This window comes from Caulobacter segnis (assembly GCF_019931575.1).
GTDB lineage: Bacteria > Pseudomonadota > Alphaproteobacteria > Caulobacterales > Caulobacteraceae > Caulobacter > Caulobacter segnis_C.
Window position 1 is genome coordinate 585,225 of record NZ_CP082923.1, and the last position, 17,247, is coordinate 602,471.

A 17,247-nucleotide genomic window follows, 5' to 3' on the forward strand; every position below is an offset into this window, starting at 1 on the left:
GACGCTTTGAGATCGCGGCGCCGGTTCCCCCTCCCGGTCAGAACTAGAACTTGGAGCGCAGGGTCACGCCGTAGGTGCGCGGCGCGCCCAGGAACGCGTCGTAGGTGATCGTGTCCAGCGCCGCGTTGTAGGTGGGCTGGGTGGCCGACAAGCCCGAGGAGCCCTGCAGGGTGCCGTTGAAGGCCACCTGATAGTACTTCTCGTTGAACAGGTTCTGGCCCCACAGCTCGACGGTCCAGCGATCGTCGGCCGAGCCGACGCCCACGCGGCCGTTCACGACGGTGAAGGCCTTCTGCACCTTCGGCGGGAACAGGTCCGAACCGGTGTTGTACGACGACGAGTACTTCGCGCCGATGTTGAAGCGAGCCTTCAGGTTGTCGCCGACCGGGGTCTCGTAGGTCAGCGAGCCCGAGGCCGAGTACTTCGGAGCCAGCGACATGCGGCTGCCCGGCAGCAGGGCCAGGGCGTTGCCCGGATCGTTCGGGATCGGCTGGTTGCCGTACTTGGTCAGGGCGTAGGTGAAGCCGCTCTGGACCATCAGGCCCTTGACCGGGGTGAACCACAGGAAGTCGGCGTCGACGCCCTTGGACTTCACTTCCGGGATCGAGCGGACCACGAACGAGGTGCCCAGGAACGTGTTCAGCTGGAAGTCTGTGAACTTCTGATAGAAGCCGCTGACGTTGAAGAGCACCGTGCGGTTGAACAGGGTGTTCTTGATCCCCAGCTCGTAGCTGTCGACGAACTCCGCCGGGAACGAGGTGTCGTAGATCGGCGCCACGCCGGCGCCGCCCGAGGGCAGGCCGTTCGACGACTGGGTGCGGTCCAGGTTGAAGCCGCCGCCCTTGTAGCCGCGCGCGAACGAGGCGTAGGTGAAGACCTCCGGCGAGAAGCGGTACGAGGCCTTGATCGTGCCGCTCCACTCCTTGTCCGAGCGTTTCTGGTTGGTGCCGCGGCCGTTGAACAGCGGGTTGGCCCAGGGCAGGCAGAGGTTGCCGATGACCGTGCCGGCGTTGGCCGCGCCGACGATGCTGGCGATGCGGGCTTGGCCGGCGGCCGACAGGGCCGTGCCGCAGGCGACGCCGCCGTCGGTGTTGGTCTGGTAGGTGTCGAGCTTCTTCTCTTCGGAGGTGTAGCGCAGGCCGCCAGTGATCTCGAATGCGTCGGTCACGTGCCAGGTGTTGTTGGTGAACAGCGCGATCGTGGTGGCCCGCTGGTCGTAGCGGTCACGGATCCCCTGGCCGCCGACATACGAGGTGTTCGGCGCGCGGTTCAGCAGCAGGGCGATGAAGTTGGCCACGCCCGCCGGGTTGGCGGCCGAGCGCGACAGCAGGCGGCCCAGATACTGCTCGTAGTCGTTGCCGTAGAGGAAGTTGGCGCGGGTCTCCAGGCGTTCGTCCGCCAGGAAGGCGCCGAGCAGCCAGTCGAACTTGTCGGTCTTGCCCGCCAGGCGCAGTTCCTGGGTGTAGGTCCTGAACTCCGAATAGTTCGTGCCGTCCTTGTTGCGATAGACGAGGTCGGCGGTCGAGAAGTCGGCGTCCTGGCCGTTGTCGGTGCGCCAGTTGCGGATGGCCGTGATGCTGGTCAGCGAGCCGAACGGCAGGTCGATGTCGCCCTGCAGCGAGACGCCCTTGTCCTCGATCTTGGCCGGCGCGCCGCGGTTGGAATAGGCCACGCGCTTGAACGGATCGGCGGTGGTGGCCAGCGGCGTCGTCTGGCCCGAGACCAGGGCCAGGATGCCGGCGGTCGGGCCGGTGCGGATCTGCACCGCGCCGCAGCAGTTCTCGTCGCGGCGGCTGTAGTCGGCGATCACGCGGAAGGTCGCCCGGTCGTCGGGGACGAACAGCAGCTGGCCGCGCACGGTGTAGAAGTTGGAGTCGGCGTCCTGGTCACGATCGGACGGACCCTTGCCGGTGACCACGTCGTTGTAGCCGTCGCGCTTGCGGGCGGCGACATAGAGGCGGCCGGCCAGCTTGTCCTCGTAGATCGGACCCGTGACCGACGCCGACGCGCCCTTGGCGCCGTAGTTGCCGAAGGTGAGCTCGCCGTTGGCGCCGAAGCCGAACTCGGGCTCCTTGGTGACGACGTTGATGACGCCGGCCGAGGTGTTCTTGCCGAACAGGGTGCCTTGCGGGCCCTTCAGCACCTCGATGCGCTCCATCTCGCCCAGGTCGCCGAAGCCGACGCCGTTGCGGGGGCGATAGACGCCGTCGATGACGATGCCGACCGAGCTCTCCAGGCCCGGGTTGTCGCCGACGGTGCCGACGCCGCGCACGCGGGCGGTGGTCGAGGCTTCCGACGAGGTCGAGGTGACGGTCAGGCCGGGGGTCAGGATCGTCAGATCCTTGATGTCCCTGACGCCGGTGTCCTGCAGCAGCTTGGCGCCGACGGCGGTGACCACCACCGGGACGTCCTGCAGGTTCTGTTCCCGCTTCTGGGCGGTGACGATGATGCTGTCGATGGTTTGGGAGTCGGCTTCCTGAGCCTGCGCGACGCTCGTGGCGCCAAGACCGGCGAGGACAACAGCGGACGCAGTGCCGCAAAGCACCTGGGTAAAGCGCATTTCCTACCTCGGTTCGTTGGCCGAGAACGCTTGCCCGCCCCCGGCTTGTTTTTCGTTGCTCCGTCGAACGATTGTTCGAATGGATAGCCAAGGGTTAGGCGCCGGCCCCGGTCTCGGCAAGCGAAATCCCTTGTTGCGAAAAGGTTCTGGGATTTTCTGTTGCCGGGAAGCGACAGCGTTCGGCGGCCGTCATCGAAATTCGAAAGAGGCTTGCGCGGGCGGCGGCCCGGTCTCATCTGGCGACCATGAGCCTTTCTCCCGCCTATCGCCCCGATCCCCGCTTCCAGGCGCTGGGACGCGACTTCGCCGACCCGGTCGAGGCGGCGGACTTTCCCGAGACGATCCTCCGGTTTCGGAACGATCGCGCGGCGGCGAGCGTGGGGCTGGAGGCCCTGAGCGACGCCGAGTGGATCGGCCATTTCGGCCGCTTCGCGCCGCTGCCGGACAACCAGCCGATCCCGCTGGCCATGCGCTATCACGGTCACCAGTTCCGCGTTTACAACCCCGACCTGGGCGACGGGCGCGGCTTCCTCTTCGCCCAGCTGCGCGAGCAGGAGTCGTCCTCGGGAAAGATTGGTCGCCTGCTGGACCTGGCCACCAAGGGTTCGGGCCAGACGCCATGGTCGCGGGCGGGCGACGGCCGCCTGACCCTGAAGGGCGGGATGCGCGAAATCCTGGCCGCCAGCCAGCTGGAGGCCTTGGGGGTTCCGACCTCGCGCGCCTTCTCGCTGGTCGAGACCGGCGAGGCCCTGACGCGCGGCGACGAGCCCAGCCCGACCCGCTCGGCGGTGCTGACCCGGCTATCGCACAGCCACATCCGCTTCGGCACCTTCCAGCGCCTGGCCTATTTCGACCAGCGCGACCTGATCACCCAGCTGGTCGATCACGTGGTCGAGACCTACTACCCGCACCTGGCCGACGTCGCCGACCGGCCGGCGGCCCTGCTGGAGGCGACCGTGGCGGCCAGCGCCGGGCTGCTGGCGCGCTGGATGTCGGCCGGCTTCGTGCACGGGGTGCTCAACACCGACAACATGGTCGTGACCGGGGAGAGTTTCGACTACGGCCCCTGGCGCTTCCTGCCGCGCAATGACCCCAACTTCGTCGCCGCCTATTTCGACCACCAGGGGCTCTACAGCTTCGGCCGCCAGCCCGAGACGGTGTTCTGGAACCTGCAGCAGCTGGCCGCCTGCCTGACCCTGGTCACCGACCAGGCCGGGCTGCTGGCGGCGCTGAACGACTTTTCCGGCGGCTATCGCCTGGCCCTGCGCGGCGCGATCCTGGACCGGCTGGCCGTGCGGAGCCGGGGCGACGACGCCGATGTCGAGCTGGTCAACGCCGCTTTCCGCGCCCTGGCCGAGGGCGGCGACGCCCTGCGCTGGGAGCCGTTCTTCTTCGACTGGTTCGGCGGCGAGGCGTCGGAGGGGCGGGCGCTGGCCGGACCCCGCGCCGGCCTCTATGGGACCGAGGCGTTCCTAGATTTCCGCCGTCGGCTGGCGGCCTTCGAGCCGGATCGCCCCGATCGCCTGGCCGATCCCGTCTTCCAGCGGCCCGAGCCTGAGGAGCTGATCATCGACGAGGTCGAGGCCCTGTGGGCGCCGATCGCCGAGCGGGACGACTGGGCGCCGCTGTACGCCAAGCTGGACCGGATCGAAGCCGCGCGTGTCGCTTACGGGCTGGGAAGGGATGGCGCCAAAAACGCCGCACCCTGAATTTTTTCGTTCGCGCGCGGAACAACCGTCAAGGTTCCGTCTTACAATCCCGGCACAGTGCCCTCGACGAACGCCGCGTGGAGATTCCCGATGCGCATTTTCCAACCCATCATGCTGGTCTGCGCCGTGGCCATGTCCTTCGTGGGCGCGCTGGGCGTGCCCGGCTTCGCCCGAGCGGTCGGCGAGTGGATGCGCGACCGTCCGGAACTGGCCTAGTTCCAGGCCTAGGCTAGGCGCTGAGCGCGGCCGGTTCGGCCGGCGCGTCGCCCATCAGGTCGGCGCGCGCCCGGATCGGGAAGATCGCCAGGAATCTCTCCAGAAACAGCCAGGTGGCGTGGTCGTGATCCAGGTGATGGGTCAGGAGGCCGATCGGCTGGTCCCACTGGCCCGCCAGGCGCCGCTGCTTCAGCAGCTGCCGCATCCGTGACAGGAACTTCCACGTCCCCCGGAAGCGGGCGCCGTCCTTCCAGCGCAGCACGTCCAGGTGAACGTCCAGCCGCGCGACGCCGCCGGTGACGCCGGCATTGTGGTCGAAGCCGGAGACCGCGCGCAGGGGCGAGTCGGGCAGGGCCTCGATCAGGCGCGGCTGCAGATTGTTCCACGGCGGCACGAACAGGGTTGGGGCGACGCCGGCGCGGTGAAAGGCCATCACCGTCGCGCGCAGTTGGGCGCGGATCCAGTCGACGCCGTCGTCCTCGACGATCTCGCCGAAGCCTCGGCCCTCGGGCTGGCGGTTGACGTGCTTGAAGCCGTGGACGGCGATCTCGACGCCGGGTTCGGTCTCGACTCGGCGGACCAGGTCCGTCAGGTGCGGACCGGCGATCGCGGCCAGGGTCAGGGGCGCCTGGCGACGGCGGGCCAGGCTGAGCAGCTGTTCCAGCGGACCGGTCGGGCCGCGCGCGTCGTCGTCGCGCCACCAGAGCACCGGCGCGTGGCCGGCCTTGGCCCAGAGCCGCAGCTCGGAGCCCAGCGCCAGACGGAAGGCGAGGGGCGTACGGGCCGGCATCGCGGGGTTACTGGGCGGCCTCGGCCCGGCGCAGCGGCAGCGGGGCCGGCGCGGCGATCGGACGTTCCGTCTCCAGCGCGCGGGCGCGATTGCGCAGGATCTCGCGGGCCCGCAGGTTCGACAGGATCGGATAGAGGCCGGCCATCAGCGAGATCAGGAAGCCCAACTCGCCTTCCTTGTAGCCCTTGCGCGAGACGTAGCACTTGAAGAACCGGCGCACGCCGCGGAAGGCGTCGTCGGCGACGCCCTTGACCTTGCCGCTGTCGGCCAGGTCCTGGGCGCGCAGGGCGGTGTAGCGGCCCAGGCGGGCGAACATGTCGGCGATGTCCTCGTCGACCATGTGCTGCAGCGGCTCGCGCAGGCGGCCGCCGAAACGGCCTTCCAGCTTGGCGCCCGGATGGACCCGCTCGGCCTTCCACGACTTGTGGCCGCGACGGAAAAGGCGCGCGACCGACGAGGTGCCGAAAGAGCCGCCCCAGCCGTGGCGGACCAACTGGTCGCCGACATAGTTGTCCACCGGGATCTGGTACCAGTCGGCGGCGGCGTCGCGCTCGATGGTGTCGCGGACCTCCTTGGCGAAGGCCGGGGTCACGCCCTCGTCGGCGTCCAGCTCCAGGATCCAGTCGCCGGTGCAGCGGGCGATGCCGGCGTGCTTGCGCGGGCCTTCGATCGGGAAGATGCCGGAGACCACCTTGGCGCCGTACTGGCGGGCGATGGCCTCGGTGCCGTCGCTGCAGCGGTCGGCGACCAGAATGATCTCGTCGCAGAAGCTCAGGGCCGCCAGGCAGGCGGGCAGGCGCTGCTCTTCGTTGTGCGCGCAGATCAGGGCCGAAAGCTTGGCCATCAGGGGTTTCCTCGATCGAACGGACCACGCCCCCGCGGTCGTCTCGATGAGATGACGTCGCCGTCCGGGGTCGCCCCCCGCCCCGGCGGTAAGAAATGCGTAAGCTTTGCGACAGGTCCGGCGGCTAGAAGTTCGCCGCCCCTAGAAGTTGGCCGACAGGGCCAGGCTCCAGGTGCGCGGGCGCTGCGGCGTCACCTGGCGGACCTGGCCGAAGCTGAAGGGGTTGCCGTAGGCGAAGGTGTCGCTGGAGCTGTTCCAGGGGTTGCTGACGAACAGCGCCGCGCGCCAGCGGTCGGTCATCAGCTGGGCCGACAGCTTGCCCGTGTAGTAGCCGCCCATCGACGGCGAATAGCGCGGGTCGAAGGTCAGGCGCGACTCGCCGATGTAGCCGGTCTCGGCGGTCAGCATCAGCGTGGCGGTGCCGGTGACCGGGCGCTGGTAGGTGACCAGGCTGCCGAACGAGACGTCCGGCACGCCGGGCAGGCTGGCGCTGTCGGTGATGCCGTAGCCGGGCGCGATGCGGGTCAGCTTGGGCTCGTTGAACAGGGCGTTGCCGCTGACCGTCAGGTGCGCGGTCGCCTTCCAGGCCGCCTCGACCTCCAGGCCCCGGTTGCGGCCGTCGCCGATATTGGCGGTGTAGGACAGACCCGAGCCGAAATACTGGTCAGTCTGGATGTCGCGCCAGTCGTCGTAGAACAGCGCCGCCCGCAGGTTCACCCGGCCCCGGAACGGATTGAGCGTCGCGCCGATCTCGTAGTTGCGCAGATGGTCGGGGCGGAAGGTCCGTCGGGCCTCGCTGGGCGTGGCCAGGCCGCCGGAGTTGAAGCCGCCGGCGCGATAGCCTTCCGAGGTCAGGGCGTAGATCAGCCCGCCGCCGGCCAGGTCGCGCTGCACCGAGAACTTGGGCGAGAAGCCGCTGAACCCGGCCTCGCGGTCCATGTCGCGCGAGGTGCCGGGATAGGGCGCGGTGACGTAGGAGCGGGTGTGGACCGTGGTCTTGAACGCCCGCCCGCCCAGGGCGACCTTCCAGCCCGCGCCCAGGTCGTAGGTCGCCTCGCCGTACAGGGCGTATTCGTTGAGCCGGTCCTTGCGGTCCTCATCGTAGTAACTGCGGGTGACATTGCCCGAGCGGGCGCGCAGCTCGGCGTCGCTCTCCTCGATGCTGGTGGCGGTGAACACGCCGATCATCCAGCGCAGGCGACCCAGCTCCGGGCCGGTATAGAGGGCGTCCTCGACGGCCATGCGCACCTTGGCGGACTCGTCGTAGAGGCCCAGCTCCAGGGCCTCCTCGGAGAATTCGGTCAGGGCCAGGGTGGCGTCGTAGCGGCTGGCGTAGTTGTGGGTGACATAGCCGGTCACCGACTCGAAGTGGCCCCAGTCGCCCGAACCGCTGATCTTCAGCGAGGTCTCGCCCAGGCGGTTGCGGTGGGTCTCGCGCACCTGGTTGGCGCGACGGGGGCCGCCGGGGGCCAGGGTGACGTACTGGGTGTCCTTGGACGAGGTGTTCTGGCCGGCGGCGCCCAGCTTGATCTGCCAGTCGCCCAGGTCCAGCCGCCAGGCCGCGCGGCCGCCCCGGCGCGTGGTCTTGTCGACGTTGGACAGGCGAAGGTTGACGTCGTCCAGATAGCCGCCGTCGACGTCGTGATAGGCCGCCAGGCGCACCGCCGAGTTCGGGCCGGTCGGCGCGTTGAACACGCCCTCGAAGCGGTAGCTGTCGGAGCCGGACTCGGTCTTGGCTATGGTCGAGCCGATGGAGCCGGAATAGGTCCCCAGCTCCGGCTGGCGGGTGACGATGCGGTAGATGCCTGACAGCGAGCCGCCGCCGTACAGCGCCCCCTGCGGGCCGCGCAGCACCTCGACGCGGTCGACGTCGATCAGGCGCAGGTCCGGATCCGGGGCGTTGTAGTTGACCGGCACGTCGTCGAGATAGGTGCCGACGGTCGACTGGGTCCGGCCAGTGAAGGTGCCGTCCGACAGGCCGCGCAGCAGGATCTTGTTGCGCGCCGCGCCCAGGTTGGTGGTGATGAAGCCGGCGGTCTGGCGGGCGACCGAGCCGGTCTCGCCGACGCCGGTGTCCTGCAGCTGCGGCGAGCCGATGACGCTGACCCCGCCGGGCAGGGTCCCCAGGCGCGGCGGCCGCTTGCCGGCGTTGATGACCAGCGGGGCCAGGGGGGCGACGGGCTCGCTGGCGACGGGCGCGCGGGCGGCGGCGACGAAGCGCGGCGGGACGACGGACCGGGCGGGCGAGAGGCGGACCGTCCGGGCGTCGACGAAGGCGTAGGCGCAGCCCTTGCCCGCCGTGGCCCGGTCCAGGGCCTGGCGCAGGTCGAAGGTCCCGACCAGGGGAACGCCCGCGCCCTTGCAGGCCTCGACGCCGCCGATCGTGACGCCCATGCGCACGCCCAGCTCGATCAGGGTTTCGGTGACGGTGGCTTTGCGGATGTCCAGGCGCGCGCGCGTTGGCGCGGCGGCGACGTCTTGCGCGCTGACGCCCAGACCCAGGATGCTGGCGGCGACGAGAAGCGAGGCCCGTCTCAGGATCGGGCCCGTGGACGAACGTCAGTGCGGCGCGGAAGTCTTTCCGCGCAGGACAATCGAATCATTGGTCGGCGTCGCCGAAAGCGGCATCAGGCTGGTCAGGCGGCGAACCATCGCATCCTGCCCATCCACGATCAATACGCCGGAGAACTTGAGATTGGCGGTGTCTTCGCCTTCCAGGCGAAGCGGCCGGTCGAAATAGTGGTTCATGTCGCTGACGATGCGGCTCAGCGGCTGGTCGCGATAGATCAGCCGACCCGAGCGCCAGCCCACCTGGTCCTCGGCCGCCACGACGCGGACGACGACGCCCGTGGCGCCTTCCGAGTGTTCCAGCATCTGGCCCGGGCGCAGGCGCACCGGCGAATCCTCGCCGTCGGTCGAGACCTCGACCAGGCCGCGCAGGACGGTGACGCTGAGCTGGCCGTCGCGCCGGCGGACGTCGAACTTGGTGCCGAGCACGCGCACGGTCTCGTCGCCGGCGGTGATCAGGAACGGACGCGAGGCGTCATGGGCCACGTCGAACAGCGCCTGGCCGTCGTGCACGGTGACCCGACGGGCGTCCTTCTCGAGGCGCACGGACAGGTGCGAGTCGGTGTTCAGGTCGATGCGGCTGCCGTCGGCCAGCTGGATGGCTTGGCTCTGGCCCTTGGCGGTGGTGTAGAGCGTGTCGGGCTGGGGCAGCAATTCGCCCCACGGCGCGACGACGATGGCGACGGCCGCCGCGGCGGCGGCCACGCCCAGACCGCCCAGCCAACGCCAGTCGATCGTGGACGTCCGCTTCGCCGCGACGCGCCTGGGTTCGACCAATGCCCCCCGCACGGCCGGACCCCGCTGGAAGATCTCCTCGTCGACGGCCTGGATGGCGTCATACGCCTCCTGCGCGCCGGGCTCGCTCAGCCAGGCGTCAAACGCCAGCCAGTCGGTCTCATCGACCTCCGGCCGCTGCAGTCGGGTCAGCCAATCGGCCGCCTCTTGCAGATGTTGCGCTGACCGGCTCATCCGGCGTTGCTCCGACGAGGATCCATCATCCCCCTGATCGTAGACGTCGCCCAGGCGCATCGTCCCCCATGTGCAACTGCATAAATCACCGCAGGCGCCTCGTCAGGGTCTTTAAGGCCGAGCTGATGTGTTTTTCGACGGTGCTGACGCTGATGCCCATGCGTCGGGCGGTCTCGACGTGGCTGTAGCCTTCCAGCTTGTGCAGCTGGAACGCCTGGCGGGTCTTCTCGGGAAGGTCCTCGACGGCCTCGACCAGGGCCTTCAGGCGCTGGCGTCCGGCGAGGATCTCGTCGGCGGGCGGCTCGTCGGTGACTTCCTGGCCGGCCACGACGGTGGTGTTGACGTCGCGCCAGTCGCTGTCGCGGGCGCCGGCCCGTTTCTGGCTGCGCAGGCGGTCCAGCATCAGGTTCGACCCGATCCGGTGCAGCAGGGCCGAGGGGTTGTCGACGGGGCCCAGCGAGTCCATGCCGCTGATGCGAATATAAAGGTCCTGCAAAAGATCCTCGGCCTCGGCGCGGGAGCCCAGACGCGCGGCGAAGAAGCGCACCAGATTGGCGCGCTTTTCCTCGTACAGGCCCAGTAGAGCGGCCTTGTCCGAGTCCGCTACGCTCAAAAGATCACCCGCATCCGCCAGTCGCTACCCCTTGCAAGGCGCAGCACTATCCATCTTTTTCCGGGAAAGACGATCGTTTGTTCGGTCGCCTATTCCCGAGCCCAGGGGCCAGATATCGCTCGCTCGCGACTTGGAAAAGGCGCCCAGAAGTTCAAATAGCGGCGTTTTTGCTGCTTTGGCTCGGCATTCTTCATTTCAGCGCGTTTGAGTGACGCCGCGATGACCTGGATTTATGTGGCGAAATGTCGCGGAGGCCGCGTGCGCGCGGCGCCGTCGTTTTAGCCAGCGCCGCGATCAGCCTTCCAGCCGGACCTCGTTCACGGGCGTTTCCGGGCGCTCGGGCTCGCAGGTTTCCAGGCGATACCCGAAGCCGTAGACCGTGCTCAGGCGGAATCCGTTGATGGGGCGCAGGCCCAGCTTGGCCCGAAGGCGCGACACATGGGCGTCCAGGGTGCGGGTCTCGAGATCGGGCCGCTGCCCCCAGATCCGGCGCAGCAGATATTCGCGCGACACCGGCTGAGACAGGTTGTTGAACAGCATCGACGCCAGCTGGAACTCCTTGGGCGTCAGGGCCTCGACATGGTCACCCCAACTGGCGGTCTGGGCGGCGGGGTCAAGGCGGTAAGGGCCGTGCTGTTCGGTCCGCGGCTGGACCCGATGGACGCGGCGCGCCACCGCGTTAATGCGCGCCAGCAGAATCCTCGGCTGCAGCGGCTTGACGATGTAGTCGTCCGCGCCGGCGTTCAGGCCGGCGACCAGCTCAGCCTCGACCGAGCGACGGGTCAGCAGCAGCACCGGCGGCGCGGCGGCCGGATCCTCGCGCAGCCGCTTCAGGGTCTCCGCCCCCGGCGGCTCCGACATGTCCCAGTCCAGGATCACCAGATCGAAGGCGCCCCGGTCCGGCTCGGCCAGGAACAGCGACGGCCGCGTGAAGCCGGTGCAGGCGAAGCCGGCGGGATCCAGCACGGAGGCGACAAGAGCATTGTGGTCTTGATCGTCGTCAAGCAGGGCGACTTTCATGAGGTCACCCAAGCTGGCGACCAGCCTCTCATTTGCATCTCGCCTCGTCTCTACGCGGTCGATTCGACATCTTTACAATGCGTTACGGCCGCGTCGAGCCGCGCTAAGTCGGTTTTCCGACAATCGAACCCAGACTGGGGGCGAGGTCGCCCGAGGGGCGCACGTCTACGCCCGACAAGCCCAGCCAGGACGCCATCAGGGACAGCTCCTCGGCCAGCCTGGCGGCGGTCTCGCCGTCGGCGTCCGGTTCGGCGTGCGCGGCCAGCACCAGCAGCCGGCCGGCCTTGCGGTCGGCCTTCAGGTCCACGCGGGCCGTGATCGCCTCGTCCTGCAGGAAGGGCAGGACGTAGTAGCCGTGGGTGCGCTTGTGGGCGGGGGTGTAGATCTCCAGCCGCACGCGGACGCCGAAGAGCCGCTCGGTCCGCTCGCGGAACCAGATCAGGTTGTCGAACGGCGAGAGCAGGGCGCGGGCCTTGATCGCGCGTGGGCGACGGGCGTCGGGCCACAGATAGGCCGGCCGGTCCCAGCCCTTCACCGCGACCGGCTGCAGGGTCCCGTCGGCGACCAGCGCGGCCACGCCCTCGCGGGCGTCGGTCACGCCCAGGCGGAAATAGTCGCGCAGGTCGCGCTCGGTCGCCACGCCCATGGCGCGGGCCGAGATCCTCAGCAGTTCGCGGCAGGCCTGCGCGCGATCGGGCGTCGGGGTCTCTACGATCGCCTTGGGCAGCACCCGCTCGGGCAGGCCGTAGACCCGCTCGAAGGTCCCGCGCCGCGTGGCGGTGGTCAGGCGGCCGGTCCAGAACAGGCACTCCATGGCCCGCTTGCCCTCGCTCCAGCCCCACCAGCCGCCTTCGCCCTTCGCGCCCAGCTCCAGCTCCGACGCCGCCAGGGGGCCGCGCTCGGCCACGGTCGCCAGGGCCTTGTCGATGAAGTCGGCGTGGCTGCGCAGGAAGGCCGAAACGTTCTTCCAGACCCCCACGCCGTCCAAGGCGTCCTGCATCCGCCAGCGCAGCAGGGGATGGGTGGCCAGCGGCGTCAGCGAGGCCTCGTGCGCCCAGTATTCGGCCAAGGCCGGCTTGCGGCCCCAGGCCAGGTCCTCCAGCAGGGCGCGGTCATAGGCGCCCAGGCGCGAGAAGAACGGCAGATAGTGCGAGCGCGACACGACATTGACCGAGTCGATCTGGACGACGCCCAGGCTGTCGATCGTCGACAGCAGGTGGCGGCGGGCCGGCGCGTCCGGGCGCGGGCGTCCGAAGCCCTGCGCCGCCAGCGCGATGCGCCGGGCTTCCTTCGCGGAGAGGGTCTGGACCATGGGGCCAGTTGAGCTTGCGCCGTCGCGGGGCGCAAGGCAGTGAGAGCGCTAACATGAAGGAGCCCCCCATGACCGCCATCGAGAAGGGCCAGGCCCGCCTGGTGCTCGCCCCCGAGGTCGGCGGCGCGATCGCCGCCTTCACCGTGGCGGGACGCGACGTGCTGCGGCCGATGGCGGACGGGGCCGGCGACGCCCTGTTCACGTCGAGCTTTCCCCTGGTCCCGTTCTGCAATCGCATCCCGAACGGCCGCTTCACGTTCGAGGGGCGCGAGGTCGTGCTGCCGCCAAACCTGGCGGGCCATCCGCATACGCTGCACGGCCAGGGCTGGCGCGCGGCCTGGACGATCGAGAAGGTCACGGATGGCGAGGCGGTGCTTTCTTATACGCACGCGCCGGACGCCTGGCCGTGGGCCTATCGCGCCGAGCAGCGGTTCGTCCTGTCCGAGACCGGCCTGCGGACCGAGCTGAGCGTCACCAATACCAGCGATGCGCCGATGCCGGCGGGCCTGGGCTTTCACCCCTATTTCCCGCGCCGCGAGGGCGAGGCCCTGACGGCGGCCAATGACGGGGTCTGGCTGATCGACGCCGACGTCCTGCCGACGATCCATCACCCTGGCCCGTGGGAAGCTGACTGGGCCGCCGGGGCGCCGGTCGAGGGCCATGGTCTGATCGACCACTGCTATACCGGTTGGAACCAGCGGGCCGTGCTGCGCGCGCCGGGCCAGCCAGACACGATCGTCACCGCCTCGGCCGAGTGCCGCTGGCTGCACGTCTATGTCCCGCCGGGCGAGGCCTATTACTGCGTCGAACCCTGCGCCAGCCGCCCCAACCCGTTCGGGGACGGGGAGACCGGCATGGTGACGCTGGCGCCGGGGGAAAGCCGGTCGATCTGGATGAAGGTCCAGACGCGATAGATCGCGTTTAGAACAAACCTGGCCTTACAAACCCCGTCTTCCTGGGCCTTGTGCCCAGGACCCATGTTTACGCTTTCCAGGCGGATGCCGGGAACGCGCCTTCATTTGCCGGAAGCGCCGATGCTCGCCGAGCCGATCCCTGGGTCCTAGGCACAAGGCCTAGGAAGGCGATTAAGGGTTCGGATCGGAGACTGCGAAATCTACGGCGTTATCCCCGCCTGCGCCTTCAGCCGGGCGACCATGTCGCTGGAGAGGTAGCCATCGGCCGGCAGCTGCTGGCTCTGCTGCCAGGCGCGCAGGGCCTTGCGCGTGCCCGCGCCGATGACGCCGTCGGCGGGGCCCGGATTGAAGCCGACGCGCGCCAGGGCGATCTGGGCGGCCATGCGGTCGGCCATGTTCAGCGGCGTCTCGACCGGCCAGGGCGTGACCAGCGGTCCGCCGCCGGCGAAGCGGTCGGCCAGGAGGCCGATGCCCAGGGCGTAGGACGTCGAGTTGTTGTAGGTGCGGATCGCGAAGTGGTTGGGCAGGGCCAGGAAGGCCGGGCCGGCCGCGCCCGCGGGCAGCAGCAGCATGGCCTGCGAGGCCGCGTCCTGGCTCGTCCAGGGCAGGCCGTCGGCGCGCTTGACGCCCTTGGCTTCCCACCAGGCCGGAAGTTGGCGCTCGACCTCGGTCACCGAATAGTCGAAGCCGGCCGGGAGGATCACCTCCTTGGCCCAGCCCACGTCGCGCTTCCAGCCGCCGCGCGCCAGCAGGTTGGCGGCCGAGGCCAGGGAATCGGCGTCCGAACCCCAGATGTCACGCTTGCCGTCGCCGTCGAAGTCGACGGCCGTGGCGCGGTAGCTGGACGGGATGAACTGGGTCTGGCCCATGGCCCCGGCCCACGAGCCCTTCAACTGCTCGCGCGTGACCTCGCCCGAGTCGATGATCTTCAGGGCGGCGATCAGCTCGCCCTCGGCCCAGGCGCGGCGGCGGCCATCGTAGGCCAGGCTGGCCATCGAGCGGACGACGTCGAAATCGCCCTGCAGCTTGCCGAAGGCCGATTCCATGGCCCAGACGGCCAGCAGGATGTCGCGCGGCACGCCGTAGCGGGCCTCGATCTCGGGCAGGAAGGTCAGCTGTTCGCGCTTGGCCCGGCCGATGGCGACGCGGTCATCGCTGATCACGCCGCTGATATAGGCCCCGACCGGCTTGGAGAACTCCGGCTGACGGCTGTCCAGGCTGATGACCCTGGGATTGGGGGTGACGCCGGAGAGCTCTCGGTCCAGCAGTTGCGGCGACAGGCCGGCCGCCAGGGCGCGGCCGCGGAAGTCGGCCAGCCAGGCGTCGAAGGCCAGCTCGTCGGCCGGAACGGGCGCGGCCGGCGTGGGATTCGGCGCGGCCGGTGTCTGGGGAGCGGGCTTGGGCTGGGAGGGCGCGGGGCCCGTCAGGGGACCCCGCGGGGAGGTGTCCGCGCAGCCAGCGAGCAGAAGAACGAGAAAGACGCGACGATCCAAGGCCATGTAAGGAAAGCTACCGGCGTTCGAGTGAAACCTTCAATCACAAGCGCGCCAGCCGCTTGAAGTTCCGTCCCGGGCCGTTGAGCGCATTGACTCCGGGCCGCGTCCTGCTTATACGCACCGCCTCCGAAACACCCGGATGTTCCGGCCGTCATCTTGTGCGCGCCCGAACCTCTCCGCTGAGTACAGACAGAGACGGTCATGAAGGTTCGCAGCTCGCTGAAGTCGCTGAAGGGTCGCCACCGCGACTGCAAGATGGTGCGCCGCAAGGGCGTCATCTACATCATCAACAAGACCGACCCGCGCTTCAAAGCCAAGCAGGGCTGATGACGGCTGCCGTGCGTCCCAGAGCCGTTCTCTGGGATGTGGGCAATGTCATCGTGCGCTGGGATCCCCGCGCACTGTATGCGAAGATCTTCAAGGAACCGGCCGATCTCGACCGGTTCCTTTCGCATGTCTGCACCCTTGATTGGCATGTCGAGCACGACAAGGGCGTGGGCTTTCCCGAGAACGCCGCGCCGCTGATCGCGCGCTTTCCCGAGCGGGCGGACGAGATCCGCGCCTGGGACGAGCGGTTCGACGAGATGCTGTCCGGACCGATCCCCGAGACCGTCGCGGTGATCGACGCCCTGGCGGCCCGCGACGTCCCGCAGTTCGCCCTGACCAACATGCCCCAGAGCAAGTGGCCGGCCGTCCAGGCGATCTCGCCCAGCCACTTCGGCCTGTTCCGCGACGCGATCGTCTCGGGTGACGAGAAGGTGATCAAGCCGGCCCGCCGCATCTATGAGATCGTGCTGGAGCGCACGGGTCTGGACGCCGGCGACCTGCTGTTCATCGACGACAGCGCCGCCAATATCCAGGCGGCCATGGACATCGGCTTCCATACCCACCACTTCACGGATCCGGCGCGACTGCGCGCCGCTGTCGAGCGGCACGGCCTGCTCTAGCGACGGTTCAACGCCAAGCGGCCGTTTCTAAGGAGATCCAGCATGAACGTCGGTTTCGTCGGCCTGGGCGCCATGGGCGCGGCCATGGTGCGCAATCTGCTGGCCAAGGGCGTGAAGGTGACGGTGTGGAACCGTTCGCGCGCCATCGTCGACGCCCTGGCCGCCGAGGGCGCGATCCCCGCCGCGACCGTCGACGAGGCCTTCGCCGCCGACATCGTCCTGACCATGCTGGCCCACGACAAGGCCATGCGCGAGGTGCTGGTCGACAGCGGCGCTCTGGCCCGGGCGAAGAAGGGCGCGGTCCACGTCAACCACGCCACCATCTCGACCGATCTGGCCGCCGAGCTGGCGGTCCTGCACGCCGAGCTCGGCCTCGGCTATGTCGCCGCCCCGGTGTTCGGCCGTCCGCCCGTGGCCCAGGCCGGCGGCTTGAACGTGCTGGCCGCCGGCGCGCCCGACGCCGTGGCCAAGGCCCAGCCGGTGCTGGAGATGCTGGCCGCCAAGGTCTGGCCGCTGGGCGAGGATCCCGTCCGCGCCAACGCCCTCAAGCTGGCCGGCAACTTCATGATCGTCTCGGCCATCGAGTCGATGGGCGAGGCCGTCGCGCTGGGCGAGGCCTATGGCGTGGCCGCGCCCGACCTGCTGGACATGCTGTCCAGCACCCTGTTCGCCGCGCCGATCTACAAGATCTATGGCGCCATGATCGCCGAGCGCCGCTACAGCCCGCCCGGCTTCGCCGCCGAGCTGGGGCTGAAGGACGTGCGCCTGGTCCTGGACGCCGCCGAGGCCAAGGGCCTGTCGATGCCGCTGGCCGACCTCGCCGAGGCGAGCCTGGAATCGCTGCTGGGCGGCGGCGAAAAGGACCTGGATCTGGCCGCTCTGGCCGAGGTGGCGAGAGGACGTGTGGAAGGCCGCTGAATCCCGCTTCCCAGCGGCGCGGCTTCGAACTAGGTTCCGCGCCTCCCAATTCCAGCCCGTGAGACTGCCCGCATGGCCGACGACGCCATTCCCCACGCCGACGTTCTGAACAGCACCGCCCAGGGCCAACTGAAGTCGATCGTCGACCGCGTCGAGCGGCTCGAGGTCGAAAAGGCCGAGATCATGGAGCAGATCAAGGAAGTCTATAACGAAGCCAAGGGCAACGGCTTCGACGTCAAGGTGCTGAAGAAGGTGGTCCGCCTGCGCAAGCAGGACCGCGCCAAGCGCCAGGAAGAGGACGCGATCCTGGACCTGTACCTCTCGGCCATCGGCGAGATCTGAGGCCTTCGTTTTTGAGGTGCGCTGGCGCG

The 17,247-nt window shown here is 69.1% G+C and carries 14 protein-coding genes and 2 pseudogenes; 7 read left to right on the top strand and 9 right to left on the bottom strand.

Annotated elements, in window-relative coordinates; genetic code table 11:
• Positions 1–43: 43 nt before the first annotated feature.
• Positions 44–2,560 carry a TonB-dependent receptor gene (locus K8940_RS02750; RefSeq protein WP_223393018.1) on the bottom strand — a complete coding sequence of 839 codons (2,517 nt, stop codon included), beginning with the start codon at positions 2,558–2,560 and terminating at the stop codon, positions 44–46.
• A gap of 245 nt (positions 2,561–2,805) precedes the next feature.
• Between K8940_RS02750 and K8940_RS02755 the strand changes: the two genes are divergently transcribed.
• Positions 2,806–4,269: a protein adenylyltransferase SelO gene (locus K8940_RS02755; protein ID WP_411675576.1), complete on the top strand. Its 1,464-nt coding sequence runs from the start codon at positions 2,806–2,808 to the stop codon at positions 4,267–4,269.
• Between the two features lie 90 nt (positions 4,270–4,359).
• On the top strand, positions 4,360–4,485 hold the full coding sequence (locus K8940_RS02760; RefSeq protein ID WP_223393019.1) for a hypothetical protein: 126 nt from the start codon (positions 4,360–4,362) through the stop codon (positions 4,483–4,485).
• Between the two features lie 13 nt (positions 4,486–4,498).
• On the opposite strand, the gene K8940_RS02765 is transcribed toward K8940_RS02760, so the two are convergent.
• From K8940_RS02765 to K8940_RS02795, 7 genes and pseudogenes are all read right to left on the bottom strand, one after another.
• Entirely contained in the window at positions 4,499–5,275 is a 777-nt protein-coding gene (locus tag K8940_RS02765) for a polysaccharide deacetylase family protein (RefSeq protein WP_223393020.1), read from the bottom strand.
• A 7-nt stretch (positions 5,276–5,282) separates the two neighbouring features.
• Entirely contained in the window at positions 5,283–6,119 is an 837-nt protein-coding gene (locus K8940_RS02770; protein WP_223393021.1) for a glycosyltransferase family 2 protein, read from the bottom strand.
• 141 nt (positions 6,120–6,260) lie between these two features.
• Entirely contained in the window at positions 6,261–8,513 is a 2,253-nt protein-coding gene (locus K8940_RS02775) for a TonB-dependent receptor (protein ID WP_223395747.1), read from the bottom strand.
• Positions 8,514–8,678: 165 nt separating this feature from the next.
• The gene (locus tag K8940_RS02780) at positions 8,679–9,656 is read right to left on the bottom strand and encodes a FecR family protein (RefSeq protein WP_223393022.1); all 978 of its coding nucleotides are present in this window, start codon (positions 9,654–9,656) and stop codon (positions 8,679–8,681) included.
• An 85-nt stretch (positions 9,657–9,741) separates the two neighbouring features.
• Entirely contained in the window at positions 9,742–10,269 is a 528-nt protein-coding gene (locus K8940_RS02785; protein ID WP_223393023.1) for an RNA polymerase sigma factor, read from the bottom strand.
• Between the two features lie 294 nt (positions 10,270–10,563).
• Positions 10,564–11,304: pseudogene (locus K8940_RS02790) on the bottom strand (response regulator transcription factor); the annotation flags it as partial.
• 88 nt (positions 11,305–11,392) lie between these two features.
• Positions 11,393–12,601: a winged helix-turn-helix domain-containing protein gene (locus K8940_RS02795; protein ID WP_223393024.1), complete on the bottom strand. Its 1,209-nt coding sequence runs from the start codon at positions 12,599–12,601 to the stop codon at positions 11,393–11,395.
• Positions 12,602–12,669: 68 nt separating this feature from the next.
• Here K8940_RS02795 and K8940_RS02800 point away from each other — a divergent pair, with 68 nt between their 5' ends.
• Positions 12,670–13,515, top strand: coding sequence for an aldose 1-epimerase (locus tag K8940_RS02800; protein ID WP_223393025.1), 846 nt, complete (start codon positions 12,670–12,672; stop codon positions 13,513–13,515).
• Positions 13,516–13,715: 200 nt separating this feature from the next.
• Here K8940_RS02800 and K8940_RS02805 read toward each other — a convergent pair whose 3' ends face one another.
• Positions 13,716–15,014, bottom strand: a complete 1,299-nt coding sequence (locus K8940_RS02805) for a lytic murein transglycosylase (RefSeq protein ID WP_223393026.1) — start codon at positions 15,012–15,014, stop codon at positions 13,716–13,718.
• Positions 15,015–15,212: 198 nt separating this feature from the next.
• On the opposite strand from K8940_RS02805, the gene ykgO reads away from it, so the two are divergent.
• The 4 genes and pseudogenes from ykgO to K8940_RS02825 all read left to right on the top strand — a co-directional run bounded on the left by ykgO (position 15,213) and on the right by K8940_RS02825 (position 17,218).
• Positions 15,213–15,338 (top strand): type B 50S ribosomal protein L36, encoded by a 126-nt coding sequence (gene ykgO / locus K8940_RS02810; RefSeq protein WP_004616427.1) that lies wholly within the window; start codon positions 15,213–15,215, stop codon positions 15,336–15,338.
• Entirely contained in the window at positions 15,338–15,958 is a 621-nt protein-coding gene (locus tag K8940_RS02815; protein ID WP_223393027.1) for an HAD family hydrolase, read from the top strand. Before ykgO ends, K8940_RS02815 begins: the two co-directional genes overlap by 1 nt.
• Before the next feature lie 27 nt (positions 15,959–15,985).
• Positions 15,986–16,876, top strand: a pseudogene (locus tag K8940_RS23920) (NAD(P)-dependent oxidoreductase); the annotation flags it as partial.
• Positions 16,877–16,948: 72 nt separating this feature from the next.
• On the top strand, positions 16,949–17,218 hold the full coding sequence (locus tag K8940_RS02825) for a DUF2312 domain-containing protein (protein WP_223393029.1): 270 nt from the start codon (positions 16,949–16,951) through the stop codon (positions 17,216–17,218).
• Positions 17,219–17,247 lie beyond the last annotated feature (29 nt).